Here is a 13,030-nt window from a genome sequence, read left to right as displayed (position 1 = left end):
AACCGCATTATTTTTTAGGTTTTGTTCCGATCCATTTTTCATAAATCTTGTCGTATTCGCCGTTTTCTTTCATTTCTTTTAGCAAATCGTTCACGGTTTTCACGAATTCAGCGTCACCTTTGCTGATTGCAATACCGTATGGCTCTTCCGTGAAGGTCTCTTCTGTTACACGGTAGTTTGGATCTTGCTTCGCCATGCCGTACAGGAGAGCGTTATCAGTTGTCAGCGCGTCACCTTGACCAGCTTTGAGTGCTGTGAAGGCTTCCGCGTAGTTTTCAAATTCAAGTACTTCTACATCAGGAGCACTCGCTCTGATGTTTTTCGCAGAAGTAGAGCCTTTCGCGGTCACGATTTTCATGCCTTTTTGCATGTCTTTCAGACCGTTGATGGAGCTGTCCTTTTTCACCAAGAAAGATTGACCTGCCAGGAAGTACACGTCAGAGAAGTCTACTTCTTTTTTACGGTCTTCTGTAATGGTCATCGTTGCGATGATCGCGTCAATTTCTCCGTTTTTCAGCATCGGGATACGCGTTTTGGAGGTTACTTCCTTCAACTCGATTTTGTTTTCGTCCCCGAGTACTTTCTTCGCAATTGCTTTTACAATATCGATATCGAAGCCTTCTACATTTCCGGTTGCCGGGTCTTTCAACCCAAACAGGTTCAGGTCGTACTTAACTCCGACTACTAATTTGTCTCTTTCTTTGATTTTTGCCAATGTTCCCGCACCTGCTGCGGCTGGTGTGCCTTGTGCGCCGCCTTCTGTTTTACTACCTCCACCACAGCCTGCCAACGCAGTTGCACTCAGCATCAGAACGAGACCCATACCTGCTACTTTTTTCCAAAGCTTGTTTGCTTTCATCTGAATACCCCTTTTCTCTATCGTTTTATATATTTAGTGATTCAAAATCCGACTCAAGAACAAACGCGCACGCTCTTCACGCGGACTTGCGAAAAACTCTTCTGGTGTAGAATCTTCGAGAATCGTGCCTTGATCCATAAACACGATGCGATCTGCCACCTCGCGGGCAAAGCCCATTTCATGCGTCACGACCACCATCGTCATGCCTTCCTTTGCCAGCTTCTTCATGACGTCGAGCACTTCGCCGATCGTCTCGGGATCAAGCGCAGAGGTCGGTTCGTCAAACAACATGATTTTTGGTCGCAAAGCCAGTCCGCGTGCGATCGCCACGCGTTGCTGTTGACCGCCAGATAGTTGCGTTGGGAACATTTCCGCCTTTTCCGGAATCCCTACCTTTTCCAAATAGTAGAGAGCCGTTTCTTCGGCTTCTTTCTGCGATACGCCCAGAACCTTAGTTGGTGCCAGCGTAATGTTTTGCAGTACGGTCTTGTGCGGGTATAGATTGAAGTGCTGGAACACCATACCGATGTCCCGACGCAGCTTGTTGATATCGGTGTTTTTATCGTTCACTTTCACCCCGTCTACCACCAGTTCTCCGCTTGTAACCGTTTCCAATCTGTTGATGCAACGAACCATCGTGCTTTTACCCGATCCTGACGGGCCAATGACCACGACGACTTCTCCCTGGTTGATATGCAGGTTGATGTTTTTGAGGACATGAAAACTTCCGTAGTGTTTATTTACTTGATGAAAACTGATCAACCTTAAATCCCCCCTTGCTCTATGTCTTATTTTGTATACTAATGTCGAACTACCCAAAACTACTGAAAAAGACAAAGAAAAGTTTTTCTGTTTATAATTTTCTAATAACGAGCAATAAAAAAATAAAGTGAACCTACCAGTTGAATGGGAGCCAATATATCATGTAACACCTGAATGGAGGCCGGCCTATGAAAGAGGAAAACGTAAAGCCTTGGCTCATCCGGATGCGCCGAGGAGAGGAAGAAGCTTTTCAAGAAGTCTATCGAGCAACTCGCACGTACGCCTACAACCTGATCTATTTTCTGGCGCCGCACAAACAAGATGTAGACGACATGATGAGTGAAGTGTACGTAGAGTTGATTCGAAGCATCGACAGGTACGATGTGGAGCAACCCTTTATCCCATGGTTCAACGGATTGATTGTGCGGCAGGTTCGCAACTGGAATCGAAGCATTTGGCGAAGATTCCGCCTGTTGGAGCGGGTTAAGGAAAAAGGCTACGAAGCACCTGTCGCGGGTATGGAGGATAAGCTGGGGGCAATCAGTGATGAGCTGGAGGTCATTCCCGCCGTAGAGAAATTATCCTTCAAGCTCAAGGAAATCGTCGTACTGCGTTACTATCAAAACTGTTCCTTGGAGGAAATTGCAGCGATTCTACAAATCCCGCTCGGAACGGTAAAATCGAGACACCACTTGGCGATGAAAAAATTGAGAGAGCATTTTGAGCATCGAATCAATCATGAGGAGGCATCTTTTCATGTTCATTGAAAAAAAGGTGAGAAATGAGTATGAATACGCAGCAGGGAAGCTACACATTGATCCTGCATTGGACAGCAAAATCGAACGAGTAGCCAAAATGGAGTTGGCTGGCAAGTGGCGTTTGCACAAAGGGATGCGCTTTCGTCCAAAGCTGGTGCATGTTGCAGCAGCGTTCGCCCTGCTCACTGGTTTTGGTTATGCGACACACAGCTTGTTGTACAAAATTGATGAAGGCTCTGTCCGTATGGAAGTTCAAGCTCATAAGGATTTTACATTGACGCAAATAACCCCTGAAGAAATACGGCTGGGATTGGCAAACGTAGAGAACAAACTGGCAACAGGCGAAACCGCCCTCGTCTATTTCGCAGCGCTGGAAAAAGAGAAGCACCCTCTCTTTCAACAAAACCCCACGATCGGCATAGAAAAGCCGGATATCGTGAAAGATTGGAAAGCATGGACTGCCGTCCTCAGTGAAGAAGCTTCTCTCTCACATGCCTTGCCACACGAGCTTCCTGACAGCTTTTCATTCCTTGAGGGCAAACAAGGCACCCCCTACGGTGTCATGATGGGTCAAGAAGGACAGCAGTGGCTGCATGAACTTCAAGAAGAAAGCAAGGAAACAGGTAAAAGTGTCGTATGGAAAGTCGTTCCACAAGCGACTTCACCTATCGAAGCGTATACGAGCCTGTATGAGAACAAGCAAAAAGAACGCATCTTTGTCACGGTAGAGAAATTCCCGAAGGAACAGCTAGATGTACAATTGAGCACGCCAGAAACAACGAAATACGACGCAGTAACTGTTAGCGGAAAAAAAGCGCATTACACAAAAAACGATCAGTTCTTGTTTAGTGAATCTGGTCAGTATCAAGAGCTGTCTTGGTTGGATCAAGATGGAGAGCAACCGATTATGTATCGTGTAGCTACCGATTCGCCAACAGTTTCCAAAGAAATGCTGCTCCAGGCTGCTAAAGCAAGCCAGCAGTAACCATACGAAAAGCCAGCCCTTTCTTGCTTTGTATCTGCAAAAGAGGGCTGGCTGCTTTTTTGTTTTCGTCACAAGGGATTATCCCCGTAGGCGGTTCACCCAGAAGCCGCCCTTCAAATGTTTCGGCTCAAAAGAGATTACGAATGCTTTTGGTGCAATCTCATGAATAAGATTCCACAGTTTTTTCTCGTTGCTGCGCTTCGTCAACACTTGCATCATGAGACGATGTCCGTCGCGTCCCTCTGCTACCCAGGAAGTAACGCCAAAGCCGTGTTCACGCAGCTTCACAGGAACCTCCAAGTCAACGGAATCCACAACTACTTGCAGCGTGACATAGCCCAAGGCCAAATACTCCTCGATCTTGCTGCCGATGAATACACCCATTCCCCAACCGATACAGTAGGCTGCGAGATTGATCGGATTGTCCAGGTTGTCCAGAACAATCTCCAACCCTTTCAAATACACGAATACTTCCACCATCGCTAATAGGGATGCCAACACCCGATAGCCCTTGATCACCATCAGTAGTCGCAGCGTAAAAAACGAAACGTACAAAATGTTGATCCCGATGATGATCAAAACAAACGCCAAGCCCATTGCTCTCCTACCCCCACCCAGACCGGGTATTATGATGATTTTGTAATCGTGATAATCATATAATTGAAGGTATTTTTATAACAGCGGTAAAATTCGGCTATCAAAGAATTTTTTCCTATAAATTCAAACACCCTTTCTATGATAAGGGTGTTTGATTAGGCCAAACAGCATCCGCATAAACCTTGTTGTTTTGTAAAACAGTAAGCATCGAGAACACTTATTTTTCCATAGGAACGCTGGCTGAAAATCTCTTTGTTTCAGACTGTAAGTAGAGGAGGGTGAATACATGTCTCGCTTTTTAATGAAAGCAGCTGTTACCGGTATGATTGTTGCCATTTGTTTATGGTGGTTTGCCAATGCAACCTGGGCTTCCGCTATTTTAACGGCACTCGGCTTGACTGTCATCGCTTATCTGATTGGAGATCAATTAATATTACGTGCTACCAACAATATTACGGCTACAATTGCAGATGCAGTAATCGCTGGTTTTTATTTATGGTTCGTTGCCAGATGGATGGATTGGCCACTAAGCTTTGGAGAGTTAATGATTACGGTAGCCCTTTTAGGTGTAGCAGAACTTGTGTACCATCGCTTTTTGGGGATTTACGACAACAATCGTATTAATAAGGAACCTGGAAAATAACTCGTCATTCCCCTTTATATGTAATTTCCTAAAAGGGTTATATCTCGTCCCTTTTGCTAACCTTATCTTTGGGTTACATCACAAAGTTAGGAGAACCCGAATGGATATCAAAACTCTACTGAGTACTGGGAGGACGTTAATGGGTATTTTATCAGGCAATCCTCAGAATGAACCGATGCATTATGGCGAGGTTTTTGGAGTATGGATGTATCTGGCAACAACAAAAGGATTGATTGCTGGTTATCAAACAGCGCTCAACCATACTGGTGATCATGATCTGAAAAGCTTCCTCGAAGACATTACGCGAAGCATGAAACAAGAAGTGGAACAACTGGATGAATTACTCAAAGTAAATGGCATTGGATTACCTCCTGCACCGCCAGATCGCCCTGTAGCTGATTTAGAGAGCATTCCTGCCGGTGCTCGTATCAGTGACCCTGAAATCGCAGCAGGTGTATCAAGGGACATTGCAGCCGGATTGCTTACTTGCAGTCAAATAATGGCTCAATCCATTCGAGAAGATATCGGAATGCTTTTTGGTCAGTACCATGTTGCAAAAGCCCAATTTGGCCTCAGATTGCTCCGCATTTTAAAAGAAAAAGGCTGGTTGGTTCCGCCGCCACTTCATATGCAAGCGCCAGAACTTGTCCATGCCTAAACTTGAGGATAAGCACTGCCTGATTGGTAGTGCTTATCGTTTTTCACCTATTTTCAATTTTGCCGGTTAGTGGTTAGCGTGCTCGTACAATTTCCGCGCGAACTCCTCCATCAACTCCCGCTTGGCCAACAGCGCAAGCATCCGTTGAGGCAAGCCTTCTACTCCGTAATAAGCACCTGCCAATTGACCGTAGACAGCTCCCGTCGTATCCGCATCATCACCAAGGTTTACCGCTAGGAACAGGCCTTCTTCAAAAGAACGACTGGAATGAAATGCCCAAAGCGCCGCTTCAAGCGAATCGACGACATATCCAGATCCTTTGATCTCTTTTTTAGTTTTCTCTTTGTAGGAGCCATTCGCGACACGGGCGATATCAGGATCAAGCGGTTGCTTTTCCCATAGATCGGCTACAGGAGAGAACGAATCAGCAAGCAACTCCTCTTTGGAAATACCCTGTAGAGCCCCCAGGAGCAATGCCCCGAAAAAACGACAGCCGTCTACTGCCTTTGCCGTTGCGTGTGTTGTGCGAGAACTTTGCGCGCAGTAATCGATGGCGAGCTCCGGTTGATTGGCATAATAGAGTGCGACTGGTGCTAGCCTCATAATGGAGCCATTCCCTGCCGACATCGGATGGTCAGATCCGCTGAATGGATTTTTGGTCTGCTCAAAACGCCACAGCGCTTCTTTGGTGATATTCCCGATATCGAAGCAATGATCCTTGCAGCTCATATACCCATCTCGAAACCAAGCTATGTATCGGTTCATCTGATCAACCGGATCGAAGCCATTTTTCGTAATCAAGCTCTCAGCCAGGCACAGGGCCATCGACGTATCATCCGTCCATTCCCCCGCCTTTAAATCGAATGGTCCTCCCCCGATCATTTCTGTAAGCGGCTCGAAGGTACCCGGTTTGCGAAATTCTAAAGTTGTGCCGAGTGCATCTCCAACGGCCAACCCTAGCAAACTTCCAGCATAGCGATCACGCAGCTCCACACCTATCCACACCTTTTTCTGAATTATCTGTTCATATCAAACAAAGCATCTGGCAATGACATTTTGACCGAAGTATTGTTCGTTCAATTCATCCGTCGCTACCTTTTCTTCTGTGCTTGCAAGCGTGATAATCTGCGGCAGAACCAGCTTGAAACGGTCCTCCATCACGGTTTCAAGAACGTACTGTTCCTCTTCGTCCCACAAAAGAATTCCTGCTAAAATTCTGGTCTCCACACAGATCCCCTCCATTTTTTTCTCTTTTGAATATGTACGAAAGACGGGTACAATGACCCGCCTTCTAGTTCCTTACATAATGTGTAATGTGTATACTTACTGCTCTTTTTTCAGGCGTGCATCCAGAACAAAGTTGCCGAATGGCAGTAATGAAGCAATAAATGCCCCGATCACTTTCAAAAAGGACCACTTATTGGTCATTGTAACATGTGCCAACGCCAAAATATACAGGACAAAAAACAATCCATGAAGCGAGCCGGCAATTTTTACTGCCGCTGGATAATCCCAAAAATACTTAAGCGGCATAGCAATTCCGAGAAGTACCAAATACGAGATACCTTCGATCAGGCCGATGAGACGGAAACGTCCGAGGGCAGATTTCATCATGTGCGGGTACCATCCTTGCCATTGAAATTACCACTATTATAAACGAAAAACTATCATAATGATGAAAATAGTCCAATGTTCATAATATATTCAAAATCAACGGCCCCAAGCTTCTTCCCGGATACGTTCCATCCAGCGCATCTCTGCGTGCAAATGCTCAATGGCACCGATCAGAATCGTTCGTGCTCCCCAGCTAAGCCTCTCTCTTTTTTCCTCCTGGATCGATTCCAATAATCCAGCTAACCGTCTTACCTCCTGGATGTTCACTTCCAAGGCCTCATCCATTTTCTGTGGATCACCGTACGAAGCAAAAGTAAGAGCCGCGTAGATCGGATGGGTCAGCTGCATCGGTTTTTGCAGTTCTTCCAAGAGAAGCTGTTGAAATTGCTCTTCGCCTTTTTCCGTGATCCCATACAGCGTCTTATCTGGGCGGTTAGTCTCACGAATGACTTCTTTGACCTCAATCATCCCGCTCTTTTCCAGTTGGTCGAAGGCATAGTAGAGGGAGCCTTTGGCGTATTTCATGTAACAATCCATTCCCCTGGCCTTCACCTGCTGCTGAACCTCGTAGGGATGCTTCTCCCCTTCCATCAGCAATCCCAGAACAAGCAATTTTAGACTCATGACGATTCTCCTCTACCCGCGTTCCGGTTTCGGTTCGGAAGGCGATTTCGCCAGCGCCCGATCATTTCCCATTAGCAAAATGCACACGAGAGCAAGAACAGCAGGAACGAGCGCCCACGTAAACGTGTTCGCAATCGATGACGCGAGAATATCGATCATTTGATCCAAAACAGGACCCGGAATGGATTCGCGTGCTTCTGGTGTCAAAATCGCTCGCGGATCCGTAATGGCATTCGTCATCTCTTGTCCCCCGAAGGCAGAGAACATGCCGTTTTCAAACGAGTTGCGTTGCAAGATACCAAACACGGTGATCCCCAATGTCATCCCCAATGAACGGGAAAAAGAGTTCGTCGAACTGGCCGATCCTCTTTGACGCATATCAAAGCCATGAATCGCTGAAATTCCCAAGGTGGAGAAAGAAAAGCCCACACCAAACCCTGCAATCACCATATAAAGCGTAACGATTGAACGAGGAATATCAGGCGTCAGTGTACTCAAAAGGAAAATACCTGGTATGAAAAAGACTGCGGACAGAAGCATAATATTGCGGAAGCTGGTCTTCGTTGTCAAAAATCCGCCTAGCTGGCTTCCAGCAACCGAACCGAGCATCATCGGTGTCAACAGTAATCCGGCATTCGTCGCTGACCCGCCATATACCCCTTGGATAAAAATCGGCAGATACACCGTAGCGATAATGAAAGCAGCTCCATACAACAGTGCAATCGCATTTGTCGTGGCAAATAACCGCTTCTTGAACATGGAGAACGAAATAATCGGATCAGATGCCCGCTTCTCGACAAATAGAAAAATCACAAACAACAAGAAAAAGGAACAGAACAATCCAATAATCTGCATCGAATCCCACGCGTATTGATTGCCACCCAGCTCCAGTGCAAACATCAGACTCACTACAGCCCCGACCAGCGTAATCGCTCCCCACCAGTCAATGCTCTGCTTGCGATATTCCAGCGACTCCTTGTAATACATCGAGATCAACCAGAGGGACACAGCACCAATCGGTACATTGATGTAAAAGATCCAATGCCAGCTGACATATTCGGTAATATACGCCCCCAGCAAAGGTCCAAATACGCTGGACGTACCGAATACAGCTCCGAAAAGTCCCGTCATCTTTCCACGCTTCTCCGGCGGGAATACGTCAAAAATAATCGTGAAGGCAATAGGCATCAGCGCTCCGCCGCCAATCCCTTGAATCGCCCGATAAATGCTCAACTCAACGATGCTGTTTGCCGTCCCGCATAAAATGGACCCTAACAAAAATACAATGAGACCAAATACGTAAAAACGTTTTCGCCCATACATATCGGAGAGTTTACCGAAAATCGGCATCCCCGCCATCGTAGCGACCATGTACGCTGATGTCACCCAAACAAACTTATCCATGCCGCCCATCTCACCGACAATCGTAGCCATCGCCGTCGCGACAATCGTATTGTCCATGGAAGCCATCAGGAGACCAAGCAGAAGCCCCGCCAACACCCTATTCACTTTACTTTCCCTTGCAATCATTGCCTCACCCTCCTGAGTGGTCAAATCAAAGTACTATACATTATTATATTCAAATTTGACTACTTATCGAAAAAAACTGCTCCTTTTCTCGGAGCAATTTTTCGCGACTCATTATCGCCCGAACGGTGACGGGCTGAATGGCGATGGCTGCTGGGCTTGATTGCCCTTCCACATTTTATACGCCGCTTCTGACATCGGTTCCACTGTCGGCTTAATCTCTCCAGTGAATGGATTCTTATCATAGGGCAAGTTAAATGTCCGTGTCCCATCGCTCTTACGCAGTAAAGAACCATCCGACAGCCTCACCCAATTGCTTCCTGGTCCTCCATCGTCTACGACATAGAGACCGTTATCATCCCAGGCCGGATACGTTGGCACCTTATTTACCGGAGGACGTGCCGTCTGTTTTTTGACTGGTTTTGTTGCGGTTTTCGTCTTTTGTGTTTTCTTCTTCGGTGTGTTCGTTTTAGCAGCTGCTACCGCTTTTGTTTTTGGCTTTCCTTCGCTTTGTTTCTGCGCTGGTGCTGGTACAGGTGCTGACACAGCCACAGGCTTTTCAACCGGATAGGCAGAAACGTTTTCGGCGCGCGGACCTTGATTCGCCAAATCCATAGCGGGCTTTGCCGTACCTGCTTTTTGCGAGACAGATGCTGTTTTCACATCGGTTCGTCCATCTGTTTTTACCGCGTGAATCAGGGTCGGCCACAAATAGGCGTTGAAGCCTAGTAAAGCGACCATCAAGGCAATACCTACGATTTTTTTCATAATGAGGACTCCTATGACTGAATCATTGTGGTAATAGAGCAATGACTTCTGGCCTATATCAAAAGTTTAGACGATTGGAAGAAAAAAGAAAACACCTTACATAAACAAACTCCTTCTCATGTTGATCTTGAGAAGGAGTTTGTTTTAGCTGCTTGCTTCTGGGAATGTTGTTTGATTAGCTCAATGGTGTGATCAAGCAAATTTTTGCCTCCCGTGTTTCCATGTCCAGGTACAACGGTTTCGACCTGTGGATACTTTTCGATTACCTTCTGAACGGAGTCATCCCATTGTTCTACATTGGCATCTGAAAGATTTCCGAGATCCTTGGCATCTAATGCTTTGACGAAGCATCCACCAAATAATATTTTGGATTGGGGAAGCCAAACGGTAATGTTATCACTCGAATGCCCTTCCCCAGGATAATAGGCTTCTAAGATCGTGTCGCCTACCTTTATTACGGGCTTTTCATCGAGTGTCGGATTGGGCGAAGGATATCCATATTCTTTGGCTAATTTTGCCGTCAAACGTGTACTGCGTACATCTATTTTTTGATGGAGTAACGCACGGATACCTGAAATGCTGTCATCATGTGCATGTGTAATCAGCGCCAACACAACGTCTTTCTTCCAATGCTTCTTAATCAGCTGTAATAGCTCTTCCGTTTTTTGGGTGTCCCCCCATGCTGTATCAATCAGGACGATCCCATTGGACGTAGAAACGATTAAGCCATTGTGGTCATAGGTTGTGCCATTCCATTCATTATAGGTTGTATGTAACCATAATTTGTCATTTAATTTTGATAACACAATGCTTTTCCCTGGATTGGTAATCTGAGTGGGAGATGCTGTTTCAGATTGGGCAATCGTTTGATGAGAAAACGGTGTCAGAGCAACGGCGACTGTCAGGAACAAACTACATACAGCTTTCCCTATCCATCCTTTATGAATCTTCAAATGAATCTCACCTTTCAAACATCTAAGCGATATCCATACCGCGGAATCGTCGTGATTTGCTGCCCGTAGCGCCGAAGCTTTTTCCTTAATCGATAGACGAGCGCATTGACTTCCACTCGTCCGACATCCGGGACGTTGCCCTCATGCAGCATTCGCTCTGGCCATACTGTCAGCATGATTTCTTCAAAACTAACGGCGCTGTTCGCCTTTTGGTAGAGAAGCTTCAGCAAATCCATATCTTTTCCGATCAAATGCAGTCTAGCCCCATCGAGACGAACTTCTCTTCTCTCCAAATGAAACTCCAATCCTGGCAAAAGCGACGTGTTCTTTGACTGCGTGAAAGGGAGCTCCACTGTATCATCCAGTCTATTGGCCTCTCGTAAAAAGACGAGCTCTGCTACCCCTTTTGACAAGCTTATTTGATCCCCGTGGCGCAGAATATGAGAGGAATAATGAAGGGGAGTCCCGTTTACCTCTGTGCCATGCTTGCTTTCCAGATCGATAATCTTGTAATCATTCCCGAGCCTTTGAAAGGCTGCATGCATTCTCGAAATGTACGGACTGGAAAATGTAATGTCCAGTTGAAAACCAGTTCCCCTCCGCCCGATTGTACAGCGATCCTTGGTGAGATATTTGCGTGTGGTAAATGGGGTGGGGTCCCCTTTTTTTACGAGTAAGTATGCACCGTTGTCTATCATCTGGTGATCACCTCACTTGTTGATCTATTACGGTTTTACAGCCGTCAGTGCTTCAACAGCAACCTTGGTAGCTTCAGCAATGAGCGTATCATCATAAGTGGCGTCCTGCTTATCTCTGCTAGACAGCACTGCAATGACAATGGGCTTTTTATTCGGTGGCCATATGATACCGATATCGTTTCGTGTTCCGTAGCTTGCGGCTCCCGTCTTATCTCCGACCTTCCAGTCTTTAGGGACGCCCGCCCGAATCAGCTTGTCTCCCGTCGTGTTGCCTTTCAGCCACTCGATAAGAATCGTCTGCTTGTCCGACGACAGCACATCCCCTACCGTATAGGCTCTCAGGTTCGTTGCAAGTGCTTTCGGTGTGCTTGTATCGCGAATATCTTCTGGTTTAGCCTCATTCAATTCCGTCTCATAACGCTCGGACGTCGTCACACTATCGCCAATCTGTCTAAGGGCTGATTCAAAGCCTTTCGGTCCACCCAATTCTTTGAACAACAGATTTCCCGCCGTGTTGTCACTATAGCGAACCGCGGCGTCTGCAACCTCACGAAGAGTCATCCCGGTCGCTACGTGTTTTTCTGTGATGGGTGAATAAGTAACGAGATCGTCCTTCGTGTAGGTGATGACTTTGTCGAGCTCTTCCAACGGTTTCTGATGCAAGACTGCACCTGCGGCTAAAGCCTTGTACGTAGAGGCAAAAGCGAATCGTTCATCTTCGCGATAAGCAACTACCACATCGGTTTCGGTGTCGATCGCATATACGCCGAGCCTCGCATCAAACTTGGTTTCCAGCGCAGCGAACTTTTGATCCATTGCAGATGCTGGCGTTTCCGTTTTAACGACAGGTGCTTCTGGAGAAGAGCAACCAGTGAGCGTAAGAAGTGTGAGAATAATCGTTTTCACTGTGAATCCGATCCGTTTAGATTGGTGAATTTTCATGGATGACGTACCTCTTTCTAGGAAGATAACAACGATAGATTACTTTTGTAATACTGTATTACGTTTGTAATCAACTGATTTCACGATTATATTACACGCGTAATCCACTAGTGTCAATCTCCTTTTTCTTGCTAAGGAACAGAGCTACATCCATTCTTTCTAAAAAATAAAAAAGACGCCCTTTCAAGAAAACTGATAACCGTAAATGGTTTCTCCAAGTCAGCTTGAAAGGGCGTGCTTTATTTTTTAGGAGGATCAGTCGATGTTTGTTTCGCATCCAATATGGAACGCAGCTCCTGAATCTCCTCGTCCGATAAGGATTCCTTCTGGATGAACTGTACCAGCATCGATTTTAGCGCTCCGCTGTAAATCCGCTCCAGAAAGGACTGTGCCTCGGCGTGCTGGCATTCATTTTGTGAGTACAACGGATAAAACGTATAGACTCTTAGGTTTTGATTGACTCCAACGGCATTTTTTTGAACCAAACGATTCAAAAGAGTACGTACTGTTTTTGGGTTCCAATCCGTTTGACCTTCCAAGGAGGAAATAATTTCGTTGGCTGTCAGCGGTGACCTTTCCCATAGCACATTCATCACTCGCCATTCCGCTTCTGAAATACTTGGCATGGATGTAGACATGAAG

At 46.2% G+C, this 13,030-nt stretch carries 17 protein-coding genes; 4 read left to right on the top strand and 13 right to left on the bottom strand.

Annotated features, from left to right (window positions below; genetic code table 11):
- Positions 1-7: 7 nt before the first annotated feature.
- On the bottom strand, positions 8-859 hold the full coding sequence (locus tag C7R92_RS28025; RefSeq protein ID WP_106836420.1) for a transporter substrate-binding domain-containing protein: 852 nt from the start codon (positions 857-859) through the stop codon (positions 8-10).
- A 33-nt stretch (positions 860-892) separates the two neighbouring features.
- A complete protein-coding gene (locus C7R92_RS28020; protein ID WP_017247419.1) occupies positions 893-1,621 on the bottom strand; it encodes an amino acid ABC transporter ATP-binding protein in 729 nt (242 codons plus the stop codon).
- Positions 1,622-1,809: 188 nt separating this feature from the next.
- On the opposite strand from C7R92_RS28020, the gene C7R92_RS28015 reads away from it, so the two are divergent.
- The gene (locus C7R92_RS28015) at positions 1,810-2,388 is read left to right on the top strand and encodes a sigma-70 family RNA polymerase sigma factor (protein ID WP_106836419.1); all 579 of its coding nucleotides are present in this window, start codon (positions 1,810-1,812) and stop codon (positions 2,386-2,388) included.
- A complete protein-coding gene (locus tag C7R92_RS28010; protein WP_106836418.1) occupies positions 2,378-3,364 on the top strand; it encodes a hypothetical protein in 987 nt (328 codons plus the stop codon). Before C7R92_RS28015 ends, C7R92_RS28010 begins: the two co-directional genes overlap by 11 nt.
- A 78-nt stretch (positions 3,365-3,442) precedes the next feature.
- Here C7R92_RS28010 and C7R92_RS28005 read toward each other — a convergent pair whose 3' ends face one another.
- Entirely contained in the window at positions 3,443-3,961 is a 519-nt protein-coding gene (locus tag C7R92_RS28005) for a DUF2179 domain-containing protein (RefSeq protein ID WP_007715966.1), read from the bottom strand.
- 286 nt (positions 3,962-4,247) lie between these two features.
- Here C7R92_RS28005 and C7R92_RS28000 point away from each other — a divergent pair, with 286 nt between their 5' ends.
- A complete protein-coding gene (locus C7R92_RS28000) occupies positions 4,248-4,604 on the top strand; it encodes a DUF2512 family protein (RefSeq protein ID WP_106836417.1) in 357 nt (118 codons plus the stop codon).
- A 139-nt stretch (positions 4,605-4,743) separates the two neighbouring features.
- Positions 4,744-5,262: a DUF3231 family protein gene (locus C7R92_RS27995; RefSeq protein WP_106836416.1), complete on the top strand. Its 519-nt coding sequence runs from the start codon at positions 4,744-4,746 to the stop codon at positions 5,260-5,262.
- A gap of 66 nt (positions 5,263-5,328) precedes the next feature.
- On the opposite strand, the gene C7R92_RS27990 is transcribed toward C7R92_RS27995, so the two are convergent.
- The 10 genes from C7R92_RS27990 to blaI form a co-directional block, all read right to left on the bottom strand.
- Positions 5,329-6,255, bottom strand: a complete 927-nt coding sequence (locus C7R92_RS27990) for an ADP-ribosylglycohydrolase family protein (RefSeq protein WP_106836415.1) — start codon at positions 6,253-6,255, stop codon at positions 5,329-5,331.
- A gap of 36 nt (positions 6,256-6,291) precedes the next feature.
- Entirely contained in the window at positions 6,292-6,489 is a 198-nt protein-coding gene (locus C7R92_RS27985; protein ID WP_238144675.1) for a hypothetical protein, read from the bottom strand.
- A 96-nt stretch (positions 6,490-6,585) separates the two neighbouring features.
- Positions 6,586-6,876, bottom strand: coding sequence for a DUF3817 domain-containing protein (locus C7R92_RS27980; protein WP_017247427.1), 291 nt, complete (start codon positions 6,874-6,876; stop codon positions 6,586-6,588).
- A 96-nt stretch (positions 6,877-6,972) separates the two neighbouring features.
- Positions 6,973-7,500, bottom strand: a complete 528-nt coding sequence (locus tag C7R92_RS27975; RefSeq protein ID WP_106836414.1) for a PadR family transcriptional regulator — start codon at positions 7,498-7,500, stop codon at positions 6,973-6,975.
- 12 nt (positions 7,501-7,512) lie between these two features.
- Positions 7,513-9,030: an MDR family MFS transporter gene (locus C7R92_RS27970; protein ID WP_106836413.1), complete on the bottom strand. Its 1,518-nt coding sequence runs from the start codon at positions 9,028-9,030 to the stop codon at positions 7,513-7,515.
- Positions 9,031-9,141: 111 nt separating this feature from the next.
- Complete coding sequence (locus C7R92_RS27965; RefSeq protein ID WP_069846359.1) at positions 9,142-9,795, bottom strand: hypothetical protein; 654 nt, start codon at positions 9,793-9,795, stop codon at positions 9,142-9,144.
- Positions 9,796-9,911: 116 nt separating this feature from the next.
- Positions 9,912-10,748 carry a subclass B1 metallo-beta-lactamase gene (bla, locus tag C7R92_RS27960; protein WP_106836412.1) on the bottom strand — a complete coding sequence of 279 codons (837 nt, stop codon included), beginning with the start codon at positions 10,746-10,748 and terminating at the stop codon, positions 9,912-9,914.
- A gap of 14 nt (positions 10,749-10,762) precedes the next feature.
- A complete protein-coding gene (locus tag C7R92_RS27955) occupies positions 10,763-11,446 on the bottom strand; it encodes an FHA domain-containing protein (RefSeq protein WP_106836411.1) in 684 nt (227 codons plus the stop codon).
- A gap of 27 nt (positions 11,447-11,473) precedes the next feature.
- Positions 11,474-12,388, bottom strand: a complete 915-nt coding sequence (gene blaBBI, locus C7R92_RS27950) for a BBI family class A beta-lactamase (protein ID WP_106836410.1) — start codon at positions 12,386-12,388, stop codon at positions 11,474-11,476.
- 239 nt (positions 12,389-12,627) lie between these two features.
- Positions 12,628-13,026: a penicillinase repressor BlaI gene (blaI, locus tag C7R92_RS27945; protein WP_069846370.1), complete on the bottom strand. Its 399-nt coding sequence runs from the start codon at positions 13,024-13,026 to the stop codon at positions 12,628-12,630.
- Between the last annotated feature and the right edge of the window lie 4 nt (positions 13,027-13,030).

It is taken from the genome of Brevibacillus porteri, assembly GCF_003013475.1.
GTDB classification, from domain to species: Bacteria; Bacillota; Bacilli; order Brevibacillales; family Brevibacillaceae; genus Brevibacillus; species Brevibacillus porteri.
Note: the sequence above shows the minus strand (reverse complement) of the source record. Positions and strands in the feature narration are given on the sequence as shown.